The organism is Streptomyces sp. NPDC045899 (assembly GCF_056431485.1).
The window spans coordinates 65,659-84,894 of the sequence record NZ_JBWKKP010000004.1; the positions used below are offsets into that span (position 1 = coordinate 65,659).

The 19,236-nt window shown below is 72.3% G+C and carries 23 protein-coding genes; 17 read left to right on the forward strand and 6 right to left on the reverse strand.

Translation table 11 applies throughout. The annotated features are described in order from the left end of the window. Genes AC07FT_RS07165 through AC07FT_RS07190 form a run of 6 tightly spaced genes read left to right on the forward strand, consistent with a single transcriptional unit; the run spans position 1 to position 6,369 of the window. Positions 1-1,242 (forward strand): sarcosine oxidase subunit beta family protein, encoded by a 1,242-nt coding sequence (locus tag AC07FT_RS07165; RefSeq protein ID WP_479175188.1) that lies wholly within the window; start codon positions 1-3, stop codon positions 1,240-1,242. A 24-nt stretch (positions 1,243-1,266) separates the two neighbouring features. After that, complete coding sequence (locus AC07FT_RS07170) at positions 1,267-1,614, forward strand: sarcosine oxidase subunit delta (RefSeq protein WP_374215386.1); 348 nt, start codon at positions 1,267-1,269, stop codon at positions 1,612-1,614. After that, positions 1,611-4,472, forward strand: a complete 2,862-nt coding sequence (locus AC07FT_RS07175; RefSeq protein WP_479174651.1) for a 2Fe-2S iron-sulfur cluster-binding protein — start codon at positions 1,611-1,613, stop codon at positions 4,470-4,472. The genes AC07FT_RS07170 and AC07FT_RS07175 overlap by 4 nt, the downstream gene beginning before the upstream one ends. Further along, entirely contained in the window at positions 4,462-5,052 is a 591-nt protein-coding gene (locus AC07FT_RS07180) for a sarcosine oxidase subunit gamma (RefSeq protein ID WP_479174653.1), read from the forward strand. Before AC07FT_RS07175 ends, AC07FT_RS07180 begins: the two co-directional genes overlap by 11 nt. Beyond that, positions 5,049-5,903: a formyltetrahydrofolate deformylase gene (gene purU / locus AC07FT_RS07185; RefSeq protein ID WP_479174655.1), complete on the forward strand. Its 855-nt coding sequence runs from the start codon at positions 5,049-5,051 to the stop codon at positions 5,901-5,903. The genes AC07FT_RS07180 and purU overlap by 4 nt, the downstream gene beginning before the upstream one ends. A 22-nt stretch (positions 5,904-5,925) precedes the next feature. After that, positions 5,926-6,369: a contact-dependent growth inhibition system immunity protein gene (locus AC07FT_RS07190; RefSeq protein WP_479174657.1), complete on the forward strand. Its 444-nt coding sequence runs from the start codon at positions 5,926-5,928 to the stop codon at positions 6,367-6,369. A 25-nt stretch (positions 6,370-6,394) separates the two neighbouring features. Here AC07FT_RS07190 and AC07FT_RS07195 read toward each other — a convergent pair whose 3' ends face one another. After that, the gene (locus AC07FT_RS07195) at positions 6,395-7,336 is read right to left on the reverse strand and encodes an ADP-ribosylglycohydrolase family protein (RefSeq protein WP_479174658.1); all 942 of its coding nucleotides are present in this window, start codon (positions 7,334-7,336) and stop codon (positions 6,395-6,397) included. An 83-nt stretch (positions 7,337-7,419) separates the two neighbouring features. Between AC07FT_RS07195 and AC07FT_RS07200 the strand changes: the two genes are divergently transcribed. Next, positions 7,420-7,854: a MarR family winged helix-turn-helix transcriptional regulator gene (locus AC07FT_RS07200; RefSeq protein ID WP_479174659.1), complete on the forward strand. Its 435-nt coding sequence runs from the start codon at positions 7,420-7,422 to the stop codon at positions 7,852-7,854. Next, positions 7,851-8,339, forward strand: coding sequence for a hypothetical protein (locus AC07FT_RS07205; RefSeq protein ID WP_479174661.1), 489 nt, complete (start codon positions 7,851-7,853; stop codon positions 8,337-8,339). Before AC07FT_RS07200 ends, AC07FT_RS07205 begins: the two co-directional genes overlap by 4 nt. Here AC07FT_RS07205 and AC07FT_RS07210 read toward each other — a convergent pair. Further along, entirely contained in the window at positions 8,260-9,009 is a 750-nt protein-coding gene (locus tag AC07FT_RS07210) for a B3/B4 domain-containing protein (RefSeq protein ID WP_479174663.1), read from the reverse strand. The genes AC07FT_RS07205 and AC07FT_RS07210 overlap by 80 nt on opposite strands. A gap of 8 nt (positions 9,010-9,017) precedes the next feature. Continuing rightward, positions 9,018-9,629, reverse strand: coding sequence for a LysE family translocator (locus tag AC07FT_RS07215; protein ID WP_479174665.1), 612 nt, complete (start codon positions 9,627-9,629; stop codon positions 9,018-9,020). A 29-nt stretch (positions 9,630-9,658) separates the two neighbouring features. On the opposite strand from AC07FT_RS07215, the gene pdxR reads away from it, so the two are divergent. The 3 genes from pdxR (at position 9,659) to AC07FT_RS07230 (ending at position 12,273) form a co-directional block, all read left to right on the forward strand. Further along, complete coding sequence (gene pdxR, locus AC07FT_RS07220; RefSeq protein ID WP_479174667.1) at positions 9,659-11,158, forward strand: MocR-like pyridoxine biosynthesis transcription factor PdxR; 1,500 nt, start codon at positions 9,659-9,661, stop codon at positions 11,156-11,158. 78 nt (positions 11,159-11,236) lie between these two features. Next, on the forward strand, positions 11,237-11,731 hold the full coding sequence (locus AC07FT_RS07225; RefSeq protein WP_479174669.1) for a protein-tyrosine phosphatase family protein: 495 nt from the start codon (positions 11,237-11,239) through the stop codon (positions 11,729-11,731). 35 nt (positions 11,732-11,766) lie between these two features. Next, on the forward strand, positions 11,767-12,273 hold the full coding sequence (locus AC07FT_RS07230; protein WP_479174671.1) for a tetratricopeptide repeat protein: 507 nt from the start codon (positions 11,767-11,769) through the stop codon (positions 12,271-12,273). Positions 12,274-12,293: 20 nt separating this feature from the next. On the opposite strand, the gene AC07FT_RS07235 is transcribed toward AC07FT_RS07230, so the two are convergent. Beyond that, on the reverse strand, positions 12,294-12,722 hold the full coding sequence (locus AC07FT_RS07235) for a nuclear transport factor 2 family protein (RefSeq protein ID WP_471200535.1): 429 nt from the start codon (positions 12,720-12,722) through the stop codon (positions 12,294-12,296). Between the two features lie 50 nt (positions 12,723-12,772). On the opposite strand from AC07FT_RS07235, the gene AC07FT_RS07240 reads away from it, so the two are divergent. Continuing rightward, a complete protein-coding gene (locus tag AC07FT_RS07240) occupies positions 12,773-13,255 on the forward strand; it encodes a MarR family winged helix-turn-helix transcriptional regulator (protein WP_479174673.1) in 483 nt (160 codons plus the stop codon). A 65-nt stretch (positions 13,256-13,320) separates the two neighbouring features. Here the strand turns inward: AC07FT_RS07240 and AC07FT_RS07245 are convergent, their stop codons facing one another. After that, complete coding sequence (locus AC07FT_RS07245; protein WP_479175189.1) at positions 13,321-14,382, reverse strand: enoyl-CoA hydratase/isomerase family protein; 1,062 nt, start codon at positions 14,380-14,382, stop codon at positions 13,321-13,323. A 172-nt stretch (positions 14,383-14,554) separates the two neighbouring features. Between AC07FT_RS07245 and AC07FT_RS07250 the strand changes: the two genes are divergently transcribed. After that, positions 14,555-15,004 (forward strand): 2-thiouracil desulfurase family protein, encoded by a 450-nt coding sequence (locus AC07FT_RS07250; RefSeq protein ID WP_479174675.1) that lies wholly within the window; start codon positions 14,555-14,557, stop codon positions 15,002-15,004. Positions 15,005-15,089: 85 nt separating this feature from the next. Here AC07FT_RS07250 and AC07FT_RS07255 read toward each other — a convergent pair whose 3' ends face one another. Further along, a complete protein-coding gene (locus AC07FT_RS07255) occupies positions 15,090-15,389 on the reverse strand; it encodes a cytochrome P450 (RefSeq protein ID WP_479174677.1) in 300 nt (99 codons plus the stop codon). 21 nt (positions 15,390-15,410) lie between these two features. Between AC07FT_RS07255 and AC07FT_RS07260 the strand changes: the two genes are divergently transcribed. The 4 genes from AC07FT_RS07260 to AC07FT_RS07275 all read left to right on the forward strand — a co-directional run bounded on the left by AC07FT_RS07260 (position 15,411) and on the right by AC07FT_RS07275 (position 19,226). After that, positions 15,411-15,734 carry a helix-turn-helix domain-containing protein gene (locus AC07FT_RS07260; protein WP_479174679.1) on the forward strand — a complete coding sequence of 108 codons (324 nt, stop codon included), beginning with the start codon at positions 15,411-15,413 and terminating at the stop codon, positions 15,732-15,734. A gap of 432 nt (positions 15,735-16,166) precedes the next feature. Then, positions 16,167-16,607, forward strand: coding sequence for an apotyrosinase chaperone MelC1 (gene melC1 / locus AC07FT_RS07265; RefSeq protein WP_479174681.1), 441 nt, complete (start codon positions 16,167-16,169; stop codon positions 16,605-16,607). A 46-nt stretch (positions 16,608-16,653) separates the two neighbouring features. Beyond that, complete coding sequence (gene melC2 / locus AC07FT_RS07270) at positions 16,654-17,472, forward strand: tyrosinase MelC2 (protein ID WP_479174683.1); 819 nt, start codon at positions 16,654-16,656, stop codon at positions 17,470-17,472. A 122-nt stretch (positions 17,473-17,594) separates the two neighbouring features. Then, the gene (locus tag AC07FT_RS07275; protein ID WP_479174685.1) at positions 17,595-19,226 is read left to right on the forward strand and encodes an APC family permease; all 1,632 of its coding nucleotides are present in this window, start codon (positions 17,595-17,597) and stop codon (positions 19,224-19,226) included. The last annotated feature ends 10 nt before the right edge of the window (positions 19,227-19,236 follow it).

Sequence of the window (19,236 nt, forward strand, 5' to 3'; positions counted from 1 at the left end):
ATGTACGCGAACACCCCGCACCCCCCCGGGGACGTGCTGCCCGACCATCCGGACTTCCTGTGGCGCAACCCCGACCCCAAACCCTCCTACGACGTGGTGGTCGTCGGGGGCGGCGGACACGGTCTGGCCACCGCCTACTACCTGGCGAAGAACCACGGCATCACCAACATCGCCGTGCTGGAGAAGGGCTGGCTGGCCGGTGGCAACATGGCCCGCAACACCACCATCATCCGTTCCAACTACCTCTGGGACGAGAGCTCCGGCATCTACGAACACTCCCTGAAGCTGTGGGAGACCCTGGAGGAGGAGCTCGACTACCCCATCCTCTTCAGCCAGCGCGGAGTGCTCAACCTCGCGCACAGCCTCCAGGACGTACGGGACAGCAGGCGCCGGGTCCACGCCAACCAGCTCAACGGCATCGACGCCGAATGGCTGGAGCCCGACGAGGTGGCCAAGGTCTGCCCGATCGTCAATGTCTCCTCCGACGTCCGCTACCCGGTGCACGGCGCCACGTACCAGCCCCGCGCCGGTATCGCCAAACACGACTACGTGGCCTGGGGGTTCGCCCGCCGCGCCAGCGACCTGGGCATCGACCTCATCCAGGACTGCGAGGTCACCGGCATCGACATCAGCGACGGCCGGGTGACGGGCGTGCGCACCACCCGCGGCCGGATCGCCGCCGGGAAGGTGGCGCTCGCCGCCGCCGGACACTCCTCGGTGCTCGGGGCCATGGCCGGGCTGCGACTGCCGTTGCAGAGCCATCCGCTGCAGGCGCTGGTCTCCGAACTCCTGGAGCCGGTGCACCCCACGGTCGTGATGTCCAACGCGGTGCACGTCTACGTCTCCCAGGCGCACAAGGGCGAACTCGTCATGGGCGCGGGCATCGACTCCTACAACGGCTACGGCCAGCGCGGTGCCTTCCACATCATCGAACGCCAGATGGCCGCGGCGCTCGAACTCTTCCCCGTGTTCGCCCGCGCCCACATGCTGCGCACCTGGGCCGGGATCGTGGACGTCACCCCGGACGCCTCACCCATCGTCGGACTGACCCCGGTCCGCGACCTCTACCTCAACTGCGGCTGGGGCACCGGAGGTTTCAAGGCCACCCCGGGGGTCGGCTGGTGTTTCGCGCACACCGTCGCCACCGGTGAACCCCACCCCTACAACGCGCCCTTCACCCTGTCCCGGTTCACCACCGGCGCCCTGATCGACGAACACGGCGCCGCCGCCGTCGCCCACTGACGACCGCCGGATCGAGGAGATTCCATGCAGCTCATCGAGTGCCCCTGGTGCGGCGCGCGCGAGGAGGCCGAGTTCCACTACGGCGGACAGGCACACGTCGCCCACCCCGAGGACCCCCACGCCCTGGACGACGAGCAGTGGGCCCGGTACGTGTTCTTCCGCGACAACCCCAAGGGCCCGTTCGCGGAGCGGTGGGCACACGCCGCCGGATGCCGCCGCTGGTTCAACGCCCTGCGTGACACGGTCACCCATGAGTTCCTCGCGGTCTACCGCGTGGGTGACCCGCCCCCGCCGGTCCCCGGCACCGCCCCCGCCACCCACCGCACCGCCCCCGGCGCACAGCCGCGGCAGGGCCAGGAGGCCACCTCATGAGCGACACGTACCGCACCACGGACCACGGCCACATCGACCGCGGCACCACCCTGTCCTTCGTCTTCGACGGTGTGAGGTACACCGGACACCCGGGGGACACTCTCGCCTCCGCGCTGCTGGCGAACGGGGTGCACCGGGTGGCCACCGGCATCAAGTACGGCCGGCCCCGCGGCATCATGGCCGCCGGGGTGGAGGAGCCCAACGCGCTGGTCCAGATCGAGGAGCCGTTCCCCGAACCGATGCTCACCGCCACCACCGTGGAGCTCTACGAGGGGCTGGTCGCGCGGGGCCTGGGCGGTCAGGGCAGGCTGAGCGACCAGCCGGACCCGGCCCGCTACGACACCCTGCACGCGCACTGCGACGTCCTGGTCGTCGGTGCCGGACCGGCCGGACTCACCGCGGCGCTCACCGCCGCCCGCTCCGGCGCCCGGGTGGTCCTGGTGGACGAACTGCCGCTCCCCGGCGGTTCGCTGCTCGGCGGGGCGGAGACCCTGGACGGAGCCCCGGCGACCGCCTGGGCCACGGCCGTCATCGACGAGCTGGCCGCCTGCCCCGACGTCACGGTGCTCAGCCGCACCACCGCGTTCGGCCACTACGACGACGGTCTGGTGCTCGCCCTGGAGAAGCGCACCGACCACCTCGGCGCCGCCGCGCCCGCGCATGTGTCGCGACAGCGGATCTGGCGGATCCGGGCCCGTCAGGTCGTCTACGCCACCGGGGCCTACGAGCGGCCCGTGGCCTTCGACGACAACGACCGCCCCGGCATCATGCTCGCCGGTTCCGCCCGCACCTACCTGGGCCGCTTCGGTGTGCTGGCCGGGCGGCGGGCCGTGGTGTTCACCACCGACGACTCCGCCTACCGCGCCGCCCTGGACCTGGCGGACGCCGGGATGCGCATCGCCGCGGTCATCGATGCGCGCGAGAGCGTGGCCGCGCATCTGCTGGCCGCCTGCGCCGAGCGCGGTATCGAGGTGCGCCCCGGCCATGTGGTGACGGGCACCAGCGGGATCGACCGGATCTCCCGCGCCCATGTCGCTCCCTTCACCGACGGCGCACTGGGCGAACGCCAGGGCGTCGACTGCGATCTGCTGCTGGTCTGCGGCGGCTGGAACCCGGCCGTCGCCCTGTTCAGCCAGGCCGGTGGCCCGTTGGTGTACGACCCGGAGCCGGGCGCGTTCGTCCCCGCGGGCGCGCTGCCGACCGTGCGGACCGCCGGTTCGGCCCGGGGCACCACCACCCTCGCCGGATGTCTGGCCGACGGGGTGGACGCCGCCGCGCTCGCGCTGGCGGCGCTGGAGCGCTCCGTGTCCCCGGCCCCGCTCCCCGCGGTGGCCGCCACCCCGGCCGCCGCGCCCGGCCGGGTGCTGTGGCGGGTGCCCGGTCCGCAGGACACACCCGACGGCTCCCACCAGTTCGTCGACCTCCAGCGCGACGCCCTGGTGACGGATGTGCTGCGGGCCACCGGTGCCGGGCTGCGGTCGGTCGAGCACGTCAAGCGCTACACCACCATCGGCACCGCCCATGACCAGGGCCGTACCTCGGGTGTGATGACCTCCGGGATCGTCGCCGAGGCCCTGGGCGTGGACATCGCCGACCTGGGCACCACCCGATTCCGCCCGCCCGCCGTGCCGGTGGCCTTCGCCGCCTTCGCCGGGCGCAACCGGGGTGAGCTGTTCGACCCCGTCCGCGTCACCGCGCTGCACCCCTGGCACATCGAGCACGGCGCGCTGTTCGAGGACGTCGGCCAGTGGAAGCGCCCCTGGTACTACCCCCGTGAGGGGGAGACGATGGACGAGGCCGTACTGCGCGAATGCCGGGCGGCGCGCGAGGGCGTGGCCATGATGGACGGTTCGACCCTCGGGAAGATCAATGTCCAGGGTCCGGACGCCGGGATGCTGCTGGACCGGCTCTACACCAACCTGATGAGCACCCTCAAGCCCGGCCGGATCCGCTACGGCGTGATGTGCGGGGTCGACGGTATGGCCATGGACGACGGCACCGTGATCCGGGTGGCGGAGGAGGAGTTCCTCCTGACCACCACCACCGGGAACGCCGCCAGGGTGCTGGAGTGGATGGAGGAGTGGCTCCAGACCGAGTGGCCGGAGCTGCGGGTGCACCTCACCTCCGTCACCGAACACTGGGTGACCATCCCCCTGGTCGGGCCGCGCTCCCGGGACGTCCTGGCCTCGGTCGCCCCCGGACTCGACGCCGGCAACGACGCCTTCCCGTTCATGTCCTGGCGCGACACCACCGTGGCCGGCGCCGCGGCCCGCGTCTGCCGGATCAGCTTCTCCGGTGAACTCGCCTACGAGATCAACGTGCCCGCGTGGGACGGCCTCGCGGTGTGGCGGGCGCTGTACGCGGCGGGCGCCCCGTTCGGCCTGACCACCTACGGCACCGAGACCATGCACGTGCTGCGCGCCGAGAAGGCGTACCCCATCATCGGTCAGGACACCGACGGCACCGTCACCCCGCAGGACCTCGGTATGTCCTGGGTGGTGTCCAGGAAGAAGGCCGACTTCGTGGGCAAGCGCTCCTTCGCCCGGCCGGAGAATCAGCGCACCGACCGCAAGGAGCTGGTGGCACTGCTGCCCGCCGACGAGCGGCGGCTGCTGCCGGAAGGCGCCCAGATCATCGCCACCAGCACCGTCCCCGCACCACCGGTGCCCATGCTCGGACACATCACCTCCAGCTACCGCAGCGACGCCCTGGGCCGGACCTTCGCCCTGGCGCTGGTGCGCTCGGGCACCCGGCGGATCGGCGAGACCCTCTACGTCCCGCTGGACGGCGAGACCGTACCGGTGACCGTGTCCGAGCCCGTGCTCTTCGACCAGGAGGGAGCTCGCCGTGACGGTTGAGACGCCCGTACGCTCCAGCCCGCTGGACGGGTGGCAGAACACCTTCGACCGGCTGCCCGAGGGCCTGGCCATCAGGGAGATCCCCTTCCTGACGCAGCTCTCGCTGCGGGTGGAACCCGGCAGCCCGGCCGCCCGCGCCGTCGAGGACGCCCTGGGGACCGCCCTGCCCGGTCCCTCGCGCGCGGATATGTCCGGGGAGGTGAAGGCCCTGTGGCTGGGCCCCGGCGAATGGCTGCTGGTGGCACCGCCCGACCGGAGCGACGACCTGGTGGCACGGCTGCGCGCGGCGATCGGTGACGCGTTCGCCACCGTCACCGATGTCTCCGCCCAGCGCACCACCCTCGCCCTCTCCGGCCGGCTCACCCGGGAGGTGCTGGCCCGCGGCTGCGCCCTCGACCTGGACCCGCGGGTGACCCCGGTCGGCTCCTGTCTCACCACCCTGCTCGCCCAGGCCGGGGTGACACTCGTGGTCAGGGGAGTGGCGGCGTCCAGCGCCTGGCTGCTGGTCCGTTCGTCCTTCGCCGGTTACCTGGCGAGCTGGCTGGTCGACGCCTGCACGGAATACCGGGGGGACCTATGAGCGGCCGCTATCTGCTCACCCTCACCTGCTCCGAACGCCCCGGCGTCGTCCACGCCGTGACCTCGTTCCTGGTGCGGCACGGCTGTGACATCACCGAACACCAGCAGTACGACGACACCGGGCACGGAACCGTCTTCCTGCGCACCGCGTTCACCGCGCAGGACGCGGACCTCACCCTGGACCGGCTGCACACCGCCTTCGCCCCGGTGGCGGCGTCCTTCGGCATGGAGTGGCAGCTGTGGGACGCCGGGGCCAGGCCCCGGGTGCTGGTGATGGTGTCCCGGTTCGACCACTGTCTGGCGGATCTGCTCTACCGCTGGCGCAGTGGTGCCCTGGACGCGGAACTGGTACTGGTGGTGTCCAACCATCCGGACCTCGCGGGGACCGCGGAGGCCGCCGGTGTGCCCTACGCACATGTGCCGGTCACCCCCGACACCAAGCCGCGGGCCGAGGCCCGGCTGCTGGAGCTGATCGAGGAACACCGGGCCGACCTGGTGGTCCTGGCCCGCTATATGCAGGTGCTCTCGGACGATCTGTGCAAGCGGCTGGAGGGACGCGCGATCAACATCCACCACTCCTTCCTGCCGAGCTTCGCCGGTGCCAAGCCCTACCACCAGGCGTACCGGCGCGGGGTGAAGTTCGTGGGCGCCACCGCCCACTACGTCACGGCCGACCTCGACGAAGGGCCGATCATCGAGCAGGAGGTGATCCGGGTGGACCACCGTGCCACCCCGGACGACCTGGTCACGGTGGGCCGCGACGCCGAACGGCTGGCCCTGGCCCGCGCCGTCAACTGGCACTGCCAGGGGCGGGTGCTGCTGCACGGCAACCGCACCGTCATCTTCGACTGACACCGGGCGGTACCCTGCCACGATGAGCCGACTCCTCCACCGTGACCGCACCCTGGAAGAGCTGGACGGCGTCCGCTGGCCGGACGCCCCGGACGACGCCACGGGCCTGGTGCGGACCGTGCACGCGCTGCGCCACCGCAAGCTGGGCGCGCTCACCGTCGAGGACCTGCGCACCCTGATCGCCCAGAACGTCGGTCTGCCCTTCCTGCTGCCCCTGGCGCTCGAGGTGCTGCGGGACGAGCCGCTGGCCGAGGCCCGCTACTACGCGGGCGACCTGCTCTCCGTCGTGCTGCGCTGCGACCCCGGTGTCTGGGCCGTGCTCCCCGACCTCGCCGGCGAACTGGTGGCGATCGTGTCCGCTCTGCCCGAGGTGGAGGACCATCTGACGGACGATGCCCAGCACTTCCTCGCCACCCGGGGCGCGGCCGGCACCCCCGAGGAGGCGGCCGCACACCGGCGCCCCTGACTCCGGCACCGTCCGACTCCGCTCCTCACCCACCCCCGGTGGCCACGAGGCGGTGTGTGAGGTCGAGGAGGTCCGGCAGCCGGAGCACCCGGCCCCCGGACCCCGGCAGCGGTACGTGCAGCGGCCCGGTCCAGCGCACCGGAATCGCGTCCATGCCGTAGCGGGCACCGGCGAGTCCTCCGGTGACGGCCGCGACGGTGTCGGTGTCCCCGCCGAGGTCGATCGCGGCACGTACCGCCTCCTCGTAGCCACCGGTGGTGCGCAGCGCCCAGACGGCCGAGCCGAGGCAGGGCCAGACGGCTCCGTTGAACTCGGTGGCCAGGCCGGGATGCCAATCGGGGGCGAGCACGGTGGCGTAGCGCTCCCGGTGCCCGGGATGCACCAGGTCCAGGACGCCCGGAAGGGCGGCGAGCGGATCGCCGCCGTGCAGCGCCCGCCGCACCAGCTCGTGGAAGACGGCGGTGCCTTCCCAGGCGGCACGGTCGCCATGGGTGAGGGCCGTGATTCGGCGTGCCGTGTCCATGGTGGCCCGCCGGCCGTCACGTGCGAAGCGGACCGCGGACGTGGCCGCCCGCATCAGCGCGCCGTTGCCCGCCGCCCGCGTGTTGACCCGGAAGTGTTCGGTGGCGGCCGCGTCCCATGGCAACCCGTTGGTCAGCACGTCCTCCGTCTGGAGGCCGATGTCCTTCGGCTCGGACACCGCCCACCGCTGGAAGCGGGCGAACACGTCCGGCAGGTCCAGCCCGCCGTGCTCGACCAGTGACTCCCCGACCAACACCGCCATCTGTGTGTCGTCCGTGGCCTCACCGGGATCCCAGCCGCCCCCTCCGCACATCTCGCCACCGGCCCCGTATCCGGGGAACCGCGCCGAGAACACTCCGGCCGGACCGAATTCGAACGGGGCGCCCAGTGCGTCGCCCACCGCGGATCCGACCACCGCGCCCGCCGCGCGATCGTGCCATGTCATCCGTGCAGGCTACTGACGAGCGGAAGGAGAGGCGGTGGTAAACGGCTTGCGGGCAGTACTACGAAATCGTAATATCCGAAATCGTGAAGTCGGAATCCGTACCCATGGAACCCTCGGCGCTGCTCGCCCTGCAGCGCGCCACCCATGCCACGCTCCAGGTGCTCGCCGCGGAGCTGGCCGACCTCGACCTGACCGCTTCGGAGATCAACGCGCTGGCGAACCTCGCCGACGGGCGGGGGCGCACGGTGTCGCAGCTGGGCGCCGCCGTGGGCAGCCGTCCCACCACGCTGACCAGCGTGCTGGACCGGCTCGAACGCCGTGGGCACATCACCCGGGGCCCGCGTGCCGGGGACCGCCGGTCCGTGGTCGTCGAGCTCACCGACTCCGGCCGCCTCGCGGCCGCCACCATCCGGCGGACCCTGGCCGAGCTGGAGGAGCGCGCGCTCGGTGCGCTGCCGCCCGAGGCGGTCACCGGCTTCCACACCGTCCTGCGGGCCCTCACCGAGGAGTCGTCATGACCACCGACCGATCCGCCTCCGCCTCCGCCTCCGCCTCCGCCTCCGCGTTCGACGCGTTGATGGGCGAGGTGATGGCCGGTGCCGAACACTTCGGCCATCGCCAGCACATCCACCTCACCTGGCTCGCCGTCCGGCGCCACGGGGTGGTGGCCGCGGTGGACCTGGTCAGCGACGGCATCCGGCGCACCGCCCGTTACGCCGGTGCGCCGCAGAAGTACCACGCCACCGTCAGCCGGGCCTGGGTCGAGCTGGTGGGCCACCACACGGCCACCACCCCGACCGAGGACTTCGACACCTTCGCCGAGCGCAATCCGGCACTGCTCGACAAGCGGCTGCTCACCCGGTTCTACCGGTCCGCCACGCTCGCGGCCCCGAGCGCCCGCACCGGCTGGGTCGAACCGGATCTCACCCCGTTTCCCCGGCGGTCCGAGGGGCGGGGCGCGCCACTCGGTCCGGCAGATCGGCCGGGCCACCGGACGGGGTGAGGATCACCGACGTGGGTGTCACCCGCCAGAGGTCCGCCAGTTCGGCGGTCACCGTGGCGATGAGCTTGCCGACATCCGCGGGAGCGCTGTCGTGCAGCGCCTCGGCGACGATCAGGGCCGAAGCCGTGGTGTCACGGACGACGGAGTGACCGCTCTGCCGGTGGGTCCAGCGCCGCGCATGGGCGCGGCCCGAGCCATCGACGAAGATCACCTCCCCGGGGTCCGGATGTTCCGTACGGCCGGAGAACGACAGGAACAGCTCATCGCCCACGGCGTGCCGGACCTCCAACGGGCCGGTGACGCACCCCAGATCGAACACCCCGACCGGGATGGCGTACGCGACCGAGACGGCGTTGCACAGATCCACCAGCGGATGGACCGACGGCAGCGACCCCTCCTTGCGGTAGCGCCGCAGCAGCGCCTCCGCCGCGTTCCGGTACTGCGTGGGTTTCACCCCCATCCGGGTGAACGCCCGCCGCCACGCCTGGATTTCGGCGAACTCACCCTCCGTTCCGTCCAGGAGCCGCGTCCGCGCGACGGCGGTGTGCCGCGCGACCGCCGTGGCGAGCGCGCCGGGGTCGGCATCGGCCGTGATCCCGGTGACGTGGACGGCCCCGGAGACCAGCTCGGGATGCTCGGTCCACAGCGCGGGGGAGTACAGGAAACGCATGGATGTCCTTAGGGGTTGACCAGGGCCAGCTTGAGACTCAGACCGACGAACGACCCGGCGAACAGCCGCCGGATCCAGGCCAGCACCTTCGGGCGGGCGATCACCTGATCGCGGACCGCCGCGGCGAAGGCGCCGTACCCGGCGAAGACCATGAACGTGGCCAGCATGAAAACACCACTGAGCATCGCCATCCGGGGCAGCGCCCGAGGGTCGTCGGCGGCCACGAACTGGGGGAGGAAGGCGACGAAGAACATGGTCAGCTTGGGGTTGAGCAGGTTGATCAGAACCGCGGAGGAGATCACCCGGCCACTGGACCGCGGCCCGGATCCCTCCGGCACGGCGGCCGACTGACGATCCCTCAGCGTGGCCCACGCCATGTACAGCAGATAGGCCACGCCGAGGTACTTCAGCACCTGGAACGCCACCGCGTTCGTGTGCAGCGTGGCCGCCAGGCCCAGCAGGGTGGCCACCGCGTGCGGAACGGTGCCGAGCGTGCAGCCGAACGCGGCCGCGACACTGGCCCGCCGTCCGTGCGAGAGCCCGGCCGACAGGGTGTAGACGACCCCCGTGCCCGGAGTGGCCACCACGATGAGGGTGGTGAGGAGGAAGGCGATGCTCATACGGCCACCCTGCCTGAGACAATGGTCCGGTGAGGAGAGCCAAAGAAGGCCCGGACAACAGGTCCAAAGAGCCGGGTGCCGACTTCCTGCAACTCGACATCGGCGACGCCCCCGCCCGGGGCCGGACCCAGTGGCTGGCCGGACGGCTGCGCCTGGCCATCGCGGACGGCCGCCTCCCGGTGGGCAGCACCCTGCCCGCGAGCCGGCGGCTGGCCGCCGACCTCGGTGTCTCCCGCGGGGTCGTCACCGACGCCTATCAGCGGCTGGCCGAAGCGGGCCATGTCACCGGCAACGGCCGCGGCGGCACCACCGTGGTCTCCGCCCCGGCGCTGCCCCGCCCCGAACCGCCGCCGGCCGGTCCACCGTCCTCGTCGGCGCTGTTCGGCCACGCCCCGCCCGGCGCGGACATCTTCGACCGCCTGCGCACCACACCCGCGCGCATCGACCTCTCACCCGGTCTGCCGGACCTGGCCGCCTTTCCTCGCGCGGCCTGGCTCCGCGCCGAACGCGCCGTGCTGAACACCCTGGAGCCGTCCGCGTTCGGCTACAGCGATCCGAGCGGCGCGCCGGCCGTCCGCCGGTCCATCGCCCGGTGGCTGGCGCTCAACCGGGGGATCCGCGTCGACGCGGACGACGTGATGATCGTGGCCGGCGTCTCCCAGGCGCTGTCCCTGATCGCCCATGTGCTGCGCCAGGACGGCATCACCGGTATCGCCGTCGAGGACCCCTGCTCGCTGGGCATCCGCCAGCACCTGGGCTACTGGGGCATGGACACACCCCCGGTCCGGGTGGACGGCGACGGCGTATGTGTCGAGGAGTTGCGCGCCACCGGGGCGAAGGCGGTCGTGCTCACCCCCGCGCACCAGTTCCCCACCGGGGTGGTGCTCCACGGCGAGCGGCGCCGACAGCTGTCACGGTGGGCCGAGGACGGTGGGCTCATCATCGAGGACGACTACGACGCCGAGCACCGGTACGACCGCCCTCCCGTCTCGGCGCTGCGCGCCGCCCTCCCGGAACACGTCTTCTACACCGGATCCATCTCCAAGCTCCTCGCCCCCGCCCTGCGGCTGGGCTGGCTGCTCGCCCCCACGCGCTACCGCGACGACCTCGCCCTGGCCAAACGCAACAGCGACCTCGGCAACGCGGTACTGCCCCAGCTCGTCCTGGCCGAACTGCTGGACTCCGGAGAGCTGGAGCGCCAATTGCGGCTGCTGCGCCGCCGCCATGTACAGCGCAGGGACGTGATGATCAAGGCCATCGCCGATCAGCTGCCCGGCACGGTGGTCCACGGGGCGGCGGCCGGACTGCACCTCACCGTCACCCTCGCGCCCGGGGTGGACGATGTCGCCCTCGCCGCGGCGGCGTTCGCGCGGGGGGTCAAGGCGCATCCGCTGTCCTGGTACGGCCAGCGGCCCGGGCGACCCGGGATCGTCCTCGGCTACGCGGCGTCCCCGCCGGGCGACATCGTGGAGGGCATCGCGGCACTCGGCGCCGCGCTGCGCGGCCGGACGGGCCGGAACCAGGGGTGACGCGGCGGGTCTTCGGATACGTTGCACACCACAGCACACAGCCCATCGAAGAGCACACGAGCGCGTCAGGGGGACACGATGCCGTCGAGCGGGTCCGACCACGGACACCCGGGCCACGGGCAGGAGGAGGCGGACGCGCCGTGGGACCCCGGAGCCCCCGGGATCCTCCGGCTGCCCTCCGGCCGTCAGGTGCGCGGGCGGGGGCTGCGCAACCCCCTGCCGGACGGGCCGCGGCCCGCCTACGCGGTGTATCTGCTGGGCGCGCAACCCCCGGAAGTGGCCTGGGAGTCCGACTGGCTCCGCTGGCCGGACTTCCGGCTCCCCCGCGACCGGGACCGCGCCGGGGCCCTGTTCAGGGAGGTGTGGCGGCGTGCGGAGCATGAACGGGTCGAGGTCGCCTGCGGAGGCGGCCGGGGCCGTACGGGCACCGCCCTGGCCTGCGTCGCCGTACTCGACGGTGTTCCGCCCGCCGAGGCGGTGGCTTTCGTACGGCGGCACTACGACCGGCACGCCGTCGAGACACCGTGGCAGCGACGCTATGTGCGCCGCTTCACCGCCGACGCCCCCGGCTGAGCGCCAGGCCGGCGGGGGCTGCGAGGATGTCCGCCATGAGCGCGAACAAGGGGAACCGGGACGAACTGCTGGCCGAGGCCGTCCGGTTGCGTACGCGGGGCGAACACGAACGGGCGCGGCGGGAGCTGGTGGCGCTGGCCGCCGCGTACCCCGATGACGCCGAGATCGCGTACCAGACGGCCTGGGCCCACGACCTGCTCGGTCTGGAGGCCGAGGCCGTTCCCTTCTACGAGCGCGGCCTCAGCGGGCCGGGTCTGTCGGACGAGGACCGACGTGGCGCGCTGCTCGGGCTCGGCAGCACCTTCCGGGTGCTCGGCCGGTACGCCGAGGCGGTGGACACCCTGCGCCGGGGCGCGGCGGAGTACCCGGACGACGGCGCGTTCCGGACCTTCCTGGCGATGGTCCTGTACAACACCGGCGACCACCACGACGCCATGCGGCTGTTGCTCACCCTGCTCGCCGAGACCAGCGACGACCCGTCGGTGCAGAGGTACCGGAGGGCCATCGCCCACTACGCCCAGGACCTCGACGAAACCGTCTGAGGGCCGGGGCGGGGCCGGGGTCAGGCGGCGGGTGCGGGGGCCAGCGGCTCGTAGCAGTCGTAGTTGCGCTGGCCTGCGATCTTTCCGTCGCGGAAGTCGATGAAGGTGGCGATGTGGGCCCGCAGGACGTGGCCCGCCGGGAGGTCGCCGCGGGACACCGCGAGGGTTCCGGTCCAGCGGACCTCCAGGGCTACCTGGTCGTCCGAGGCGACCGCGCCGATCACCTCGAAGCTCTGCTCGCGGAGCACGCGGCGGCCTGCCTCGGCCGCCGCGTCCATGCCTGCCACATCGCGTACCGCACCCTCGGGGAACAGGGCGTTCGGCAGTTCGTGGTGAACCATGTCCGGGTGGAGGAACGCGGCGAGCTCCTCGCCGCCGGCGAAGCGGGACACCGCCTCGTGGTAGCGCAAGGCGATGTCGACATTGGGGTGCTGCGGTATTCCGGTCATATCGACAACCATAGTTGCACAACCGAGGTTGTCAAATAGAGAATATCGGTATGCCGCAGCCCGTGGAACCCCAGCAGCTCGACACCGCCTCCCTCGCGCTCTTCGTGGGCCTCGCCGCCTCCGATCTGATCCAGGAGCGGATGGCCGCCGAGGGCTTCGGTGATGCGCGGTTCTCCCACGGCTACGTCTTCCAGCACCTCATCGACGACCGGCCGACCGTCGGCGAACTCGCCACCGCGTTGGACATGACCCAGCAGGGGGCCTCGAAGGCCGTCGCCGAGCTCGAGCGCCTCGGCTACGCGGAGCGCGTCCCCGACGACCGTGACGCCCGGGTCCGCCGGGTCCGGTTGACCGACCGCGGTCACGCCGCGGTGAATGCCGCCCGCACGGCGCGGGCGGCACTCGACGAACAGCTGGCCGCCCGCTTCGGCGACCGGCGGCTCGCCGAGCACCGGGCACTGCTGGCCGAGGTACTGGACGAGCTGGGCGGCGGAGACGCCGTCCGCCGCCGGGACATCCGCCCACCGCGGTGAGGGCCGGCCCGCCGTGCGCGAGGCCGGCGTCCGCGCGCACGGCGGATGCCGCCGCGCCGGGTCCGCTACCGCGAGCCGGTGGCCGTGAGCCCCAGCTCGCGGTCGCCCAGCGGTGCGAAGAACGCGGCCACGTCCTCGTCCGTCACCTCGGCGAGGGTGGCGGGGGACCACCGCGGCCTGCGGTCCTTGTCGACCAGCTGGGCGCGGATCCCCTCCACCAGGTCCGGACTGGACAGCGCGGCACACGAGACGCGGTACTCCTGCTCCAGCACCCGTTCCAGCGAACCCAGGGACCGGGCCCGGCGGAGCGCCGCCAGCGTCACCTTCAGCGCGGTGGGGGACCGGGACAGCAGGGTTTCGGCGGCCTCCTTCGCCGCGGCCCCGGGCAGGGCGTGCAGCCGGTCCACGATCTCCTCCACGGTGCCGCCCGCGTACGCGTCGTCGATCCACCCGCGCTGGGCGGCCAGTTCACCGGGCGGCGCCTGCCGCGCGTAACGCGGCAGCACCTCGGCCACCGAGGATCGGGCGAGGTCCGCCAGCAGTGCGGGCACCCGCTCCGACGGTACGAAGTGGTCGGCGAGCCCGCACAGCAGCGCGTCGCCCGCGCCCACCGCCCGGCCCGTCAGCGCCAGATGCGTACCGAGCTCACCGGGGGCGCGGCCGAGCAGATGGGTGCCGCCGACATCGGGGACGAAGCCGATACCGGTCTCGGGCATGGCGACCCGGGAGCGCTCGGTGACGATCCGCACGCTTCCGTGCGCCGAGATCCCCACCCCGCCGCCCATCACGATGCCGTCCATGACCGCCACATACGGCTTGGGGAAACGGGCGATCCGGGCATTGAGCCGGTACTCGTCGGCCCAGAAGTCCGCCGACGCCGTTCCCCCGGCACGGGCGTCCGCGTGGACGGCCACCACATCCCCGCCCGCGCACAGTCCGCGCTCGCCCGCACCGGTGATGACCACCGTCTCCACCGCCGGATCCCGTTCCCAGGCGGTCAGCGCCCCGTCGATCCGACGCACCATGGAGTGGGTCAGGGCGTTGAGGGCGCTCGGGCGGTTGAGGATCAGATGGGCCGTGTGTCCTTCGGTGCGCAGGAGCACCTGCGCGTCATCGGCCGCGGTCATCGGGTCGCCCCGGCCGGAGCGGTCCGTGCGCGGGGCGGGGTGAAGCACATGATCTCGTCGATTCCTTCCACGGTGCGGCGCGGCCGCTCCACGCGCGGACGACCGCGCTGGTGGCCGCGTTTTCCGGGGCCATACTGCCCAGGTCCGGCCGGTCCCGGCTAGCCTTGGCGGAATGACGGCAATCCTGGTCAGCGCGTGTCTGCGCGGAGTGCCCTGCCGGTACGACGGGGGCCACAAGGCGGTGTCCGCCCTGGACGAGGCGGTGGCCGGCCACGAGGTGGTGTCCTTCTGCCCGGAGGTGGCGGGCGGGCTCGCCACCCCGCGGCGCCCCGCCGAGCTGGTGGGCGGCGACGGCCACGCCGTCCTGGACGGTACGGCACGGGTCGTCGAGGACACCGGCCGCGATGTCACCGCCGCGTTCGTGGACGGCGCGCACCGCGCCCTCGAGGCGGCCCGGCGGAGCGGCTGCGCCGAGGCCCTGCTGATGCCGCGCAGCCCGTCGTGCGGCCGGGGCGCGGTTCACGACGGCTCGTTCACCGGGGAGCTGACGCCGGGCGACGGGGTCACCGCGGCGCTCCTGGAGCGCAACGGCATCGCCGTGCGCCCCGCGCCCGGGGTGTGAGGACGCCGCGTTCTCCCATCTCCGTGGCACCTCCGAGACCGTGTCCGAGCCGATGGATCGACGCCCGCCGGTCACGCCCCGGCGGCTACCAGGACACCGGGAGGGCCGTCGGACCGCGGACGATGGCTTCCGGGGGCCGCCAGCGCAGGGCGGCCGGGTCCGCGTCCGGGGACAGTCCGGGACACGCCGCCACCAGCTCCTCCAGGGCTGTCCGCAGCTGGAGCCGGGCGAGTTGGGCACCGAGGCAGATATGCGGACCGTGCCCGAAGCCGAGGTGGCGGGCGGAACGCCGTGTCACGTCCAGCGCCCCGGGGTGCCCGTCGGCGGGAAGGTCGAAGGTGGCGTGCAGGAGGGAGACCCCGTCCCGTGGGCCGAGCTGGCCCACGCCGAGCTCCGGGCGGCGGGGGTGCGAGGGACGGGGATCCGGGCCGCCCGGCCCGCCTCGGTGGTGTCCGGGGAGGTGGCACCGCCGTCCTCTCCGTCCGGGTCGCCCGCACCGGACATGCTGCTCACCGCGCGCGAGCTCCGGGTCGCGCGGCTGGCCGCCCCGGGGATGACCAACGGGGAGATCGCGGCCCGGCTCTGCCTCAGCCCACGGACCGTCGGCTACCACCTGTACAAGGTGTTCCCGAAGCTGGGTATCACTTCGCGCAATCAGCTGTCGCTGTGTTTCGGCGACCCCCTGCTGCCGCCCGGTCAGCACCTGGGTGACCGGGCTTCCGGCCAGTGACGGTGGCCCGTCGGACAGGGTGTCCATGTGTTTGAGGACGCGCGCCACCGCCGTGGCACGGCCGGGTGCGGGTGTCGTCCCCGTGAGGAACCCTTGCCGGGGTGTGCGGGGGCAAACCCACTGGTGTCCGAAAGCCCCTGTGATTGCGCCGAGTTATGGCCGTGGGCTGATTCACGGTTACCACGGCGCAGCAAAAGGATCAGCGGTCGGGAACGATCCCAGAACGCGGAATATCCTGTTCCGTAACGGCGGGTGACGAGGGCCGCTGTGATCATCCGCCGTTGAACACTGCACCTTCCGAGGGCGGTTGTCTCGTTCGTTGCTCCGAGAACCACCTCGACTTGATGATCCGTTCGGCCCTGCCAGCATGTGGCGGCGCGGGCCTGATCACGGCCCCGACCCCCAACGAAGCCGAAAGACAGGAGTCGACCCATGTCGCGTCCCTCCCGGCGCCTGGTACTGCACCGCGGTGCGGCGGGCCTGGCCGGAGCGGTGCTCGCCGGACCGGCGGCCGTGGCCGCCGCCCCGGCCGCCCACGCCCGTCCCGCCGCCGACAAGGACCACACGAGGGCACATGAACCCGCGGGCCACGAGATGCCCGAGCCCTTCGACGAGATGTACGAGGGCCGCCATATCGAGGGCTGGCCGGAGGAGGGCGGCCACGGCGGTCACGGCGGCCATGACGATCCGCACGAGGGCATGGGGTTCGTCGTCCGGATCGACAACGACGACCTGCACGTCATGGAGAACGCGAACGGCAGCTGGGTGAGTGTGGTGAACCACTACGAGACGTTCACCTCGCCGCGGGGCGTGGCCCGCGCGGCCGTACGCGAACTCAACGGCGCCGACCTGGTCCCCGTGGTGACCGGCTGAGGTCCACCGGCCGGTATCCCCCCACCTCCCGAGGAGTCCCCGACCCATGGCAGTCCGGAAGAACCAGGCGAACCTCACCGCCACCGAGAAGCGCGACTTCGTCGACGCCGTGCTGGAGCTCAAGCGCACCGGCCGCTACGACGAGTTCATCAGCACCCACAACGCCTTCATCATCTCCGACACCGACAACGGGGAGCGGACCGGCCACCGTTCGCCGTCCTTCCTGCCCTGGCACCGCAAGTTCCTGCTGCAGTTCGAGGAGGCGCTGCAGAGCATCACCCCGTCGGTCACGCTGCCCTACTGGGACTGGACCGTGGACCGTTCGCCCCGCAGCTCGCTGTGGGCCGAGGACTTCCTCGGCGGCGACGGACGCAGCGGTGACGGCCGGGTGACCAGCGGGCAGTTCGCCTTCGGCAGCGGCAAGTGGCCGATGAACATACGCGTGGACGGCCGGACCTTCCTGCGCCGTGCGCTCGGCGCCGGGGTCCGCGATCTGCCCACCCGCGCCGATGTGGACCGGGTGCTCGCCATGACCACCTACGACGCCGCTCCCTGGAACAGCTCCTCCGACAGTTTCCGCAACAACGTGGAGGGCTGGCGCGGCCCCAATCTGCACAACCGGGTGCACGTCTGGGTCGGCGGCCAGATGACCACCGGGGCGTCCCCCAACGATCCGGTGTTCTGGCTGCACCACTGTTTCATCGACAAGCTGTGGGCCGACTGGCAGCGGCTGCACCCCCGGTCGGGATATCTGCCGACCACCGGCACCACGAACGTCGTCGCCCTGAACGACACCATGAAGCCGTGGAACGACGTCACCCCGGCCGACATGCTGGACCACACCCGGTTCTACACCTACGTATGACAGGTGCATGACTGGCAGGTCGGCCGACGGCGGTGTGACACCGGGGACCGGGCCCGTGCGGCCCGGCCCCGGGCGGTGGCGTGGCACGCTGGGCACGCGCAAGTTCCGCACCACCCGAGGAGATGTACCACGTGCCGCAGCACCAGCCGGCGGAGGAGTCCCTCGACGCCCCGGCGGTCCTCGCCGAGGAGCGCAGACTCCAGAAGGACCTCGGCTTCTGGGGACTGACCGCGATCGGCTTCTCCAACATCCTCGGCTCCGGCTGGCTGTTCGCGGCCATGTACGCGGCCCAGGAGGCCGGGCCCGCCGCCCTGCTGTCCTGGGTGGCGGCGGGTGTGCTGTGCGCACTGATCGCTCTGGTCATGGTGGAGCTGGGGGCCACCCGCCCGGAGGGCGGCGGTACCGTGCGCTGGCCGCTGTACGCGAGCGGACGGCTGGTCGGCACGATGATCGGCTGGTCCGTGGTGCTGTCGGTGGGCGGCACGGCGGCCGAGATCAGCGCCATCATGCAGTACGCCGCCCATTACGTACCGGGCCTGTACGACCATGGCAGGCTCACCGCCTCGGGCCTCGGCGTGGCCGTCGCGCTGAGCGTGCTGCTGACGGCGCTCAACTGGTTCGCGGTGCGGATATTCGCCCGGATGAACAACCTGGTGTCGGTGTTCAAGGTGGTCGTGCCCGTCGTCACCATCGTCGCGCTGTTCCTCTCCGGCACCCACGGCGGACGCCTGACCGACCACGGCGGCTTCGCGCCCTACGGCTACGCGGCGTGTCTGACCGCGCTCGCCGGTGGCGGCATCGTGTACTCCGTCAACGGCTTCCAGGCCCCGCTGGACTTCTCCGGCGAGGCCCGCAACCCGCGGCGCACCGTACCGGCCGCGGTGCTCACCGGGATCGGCCTCGCCGTCCTGGTCTACCTCGGGCTCCAGTTGGCGTTCCTCTACGCGGTGCCGGAGTCCCTGCTGGCCCACGGCTGGCAGGGCGTCAACTTCGAGTCGCCCTTCGGGCAGCTCGCGCTGGTGCTCAACCTGCACTGGCTGGCCACCCTGCTCTACGCGGACGCGGTGGTCTCACCCGGCGGTTCGGCCTATGTGGGAGTGGCCATCGACGCGCGGCACACCTACGCCCTGGCCAAGAACGGGCTGCTGCCGCGCTTCTTCATGCGGATCGACCCCCGGTCCGGGATGGCTCACCGGGCCCTGGTGCTCAACCTCGTGGTCATCGTGGTCTTCATGCTGCCGTTCGGTGGCTGGCAGGACATCGTGAGCGTGATGGGGGACATGTATCTGCTCATCTACGCGGCCTCGGCGGTGGCCGTGGCCGCGTTCCGGGCACACGACCGGGAGCGGGGCGTACCGCGGGCCGAGGGGCAGGTGCCCGGTGTGCGCTGGATCGCTCCCGTCGGCTTCGTGGTGGCCACCGAGTTCGTCTACTGGTCGGGCTGGCACGATCTGCGGCTCGCACTGCCCCTGGTGCTGGCCGGTGTTCCGCTGTTCCTGCTGCAGCGCCGTGGCGCGGACGGGGCGCCGGTCCGGGAGGAACTGCGCCACGGCGCCTGGCTGGTGCTGCATCTGGCCGTACTGACGCTGCTGTCGTGGCTCGGGACGTTCGGCGGCTCCGGGCGGCTCCCCGCGCCGTACGACTCCCTGGCGGTGGCCGCCCTCGCGGGCGCCGTGTTCTTCTGGGCGGTGCGTTCGGGCGCCGACCACCTCAGGACGGCGCCGCCCGCGATGTCCTCGGGACCGGCGGTGTGACACCGCGCGG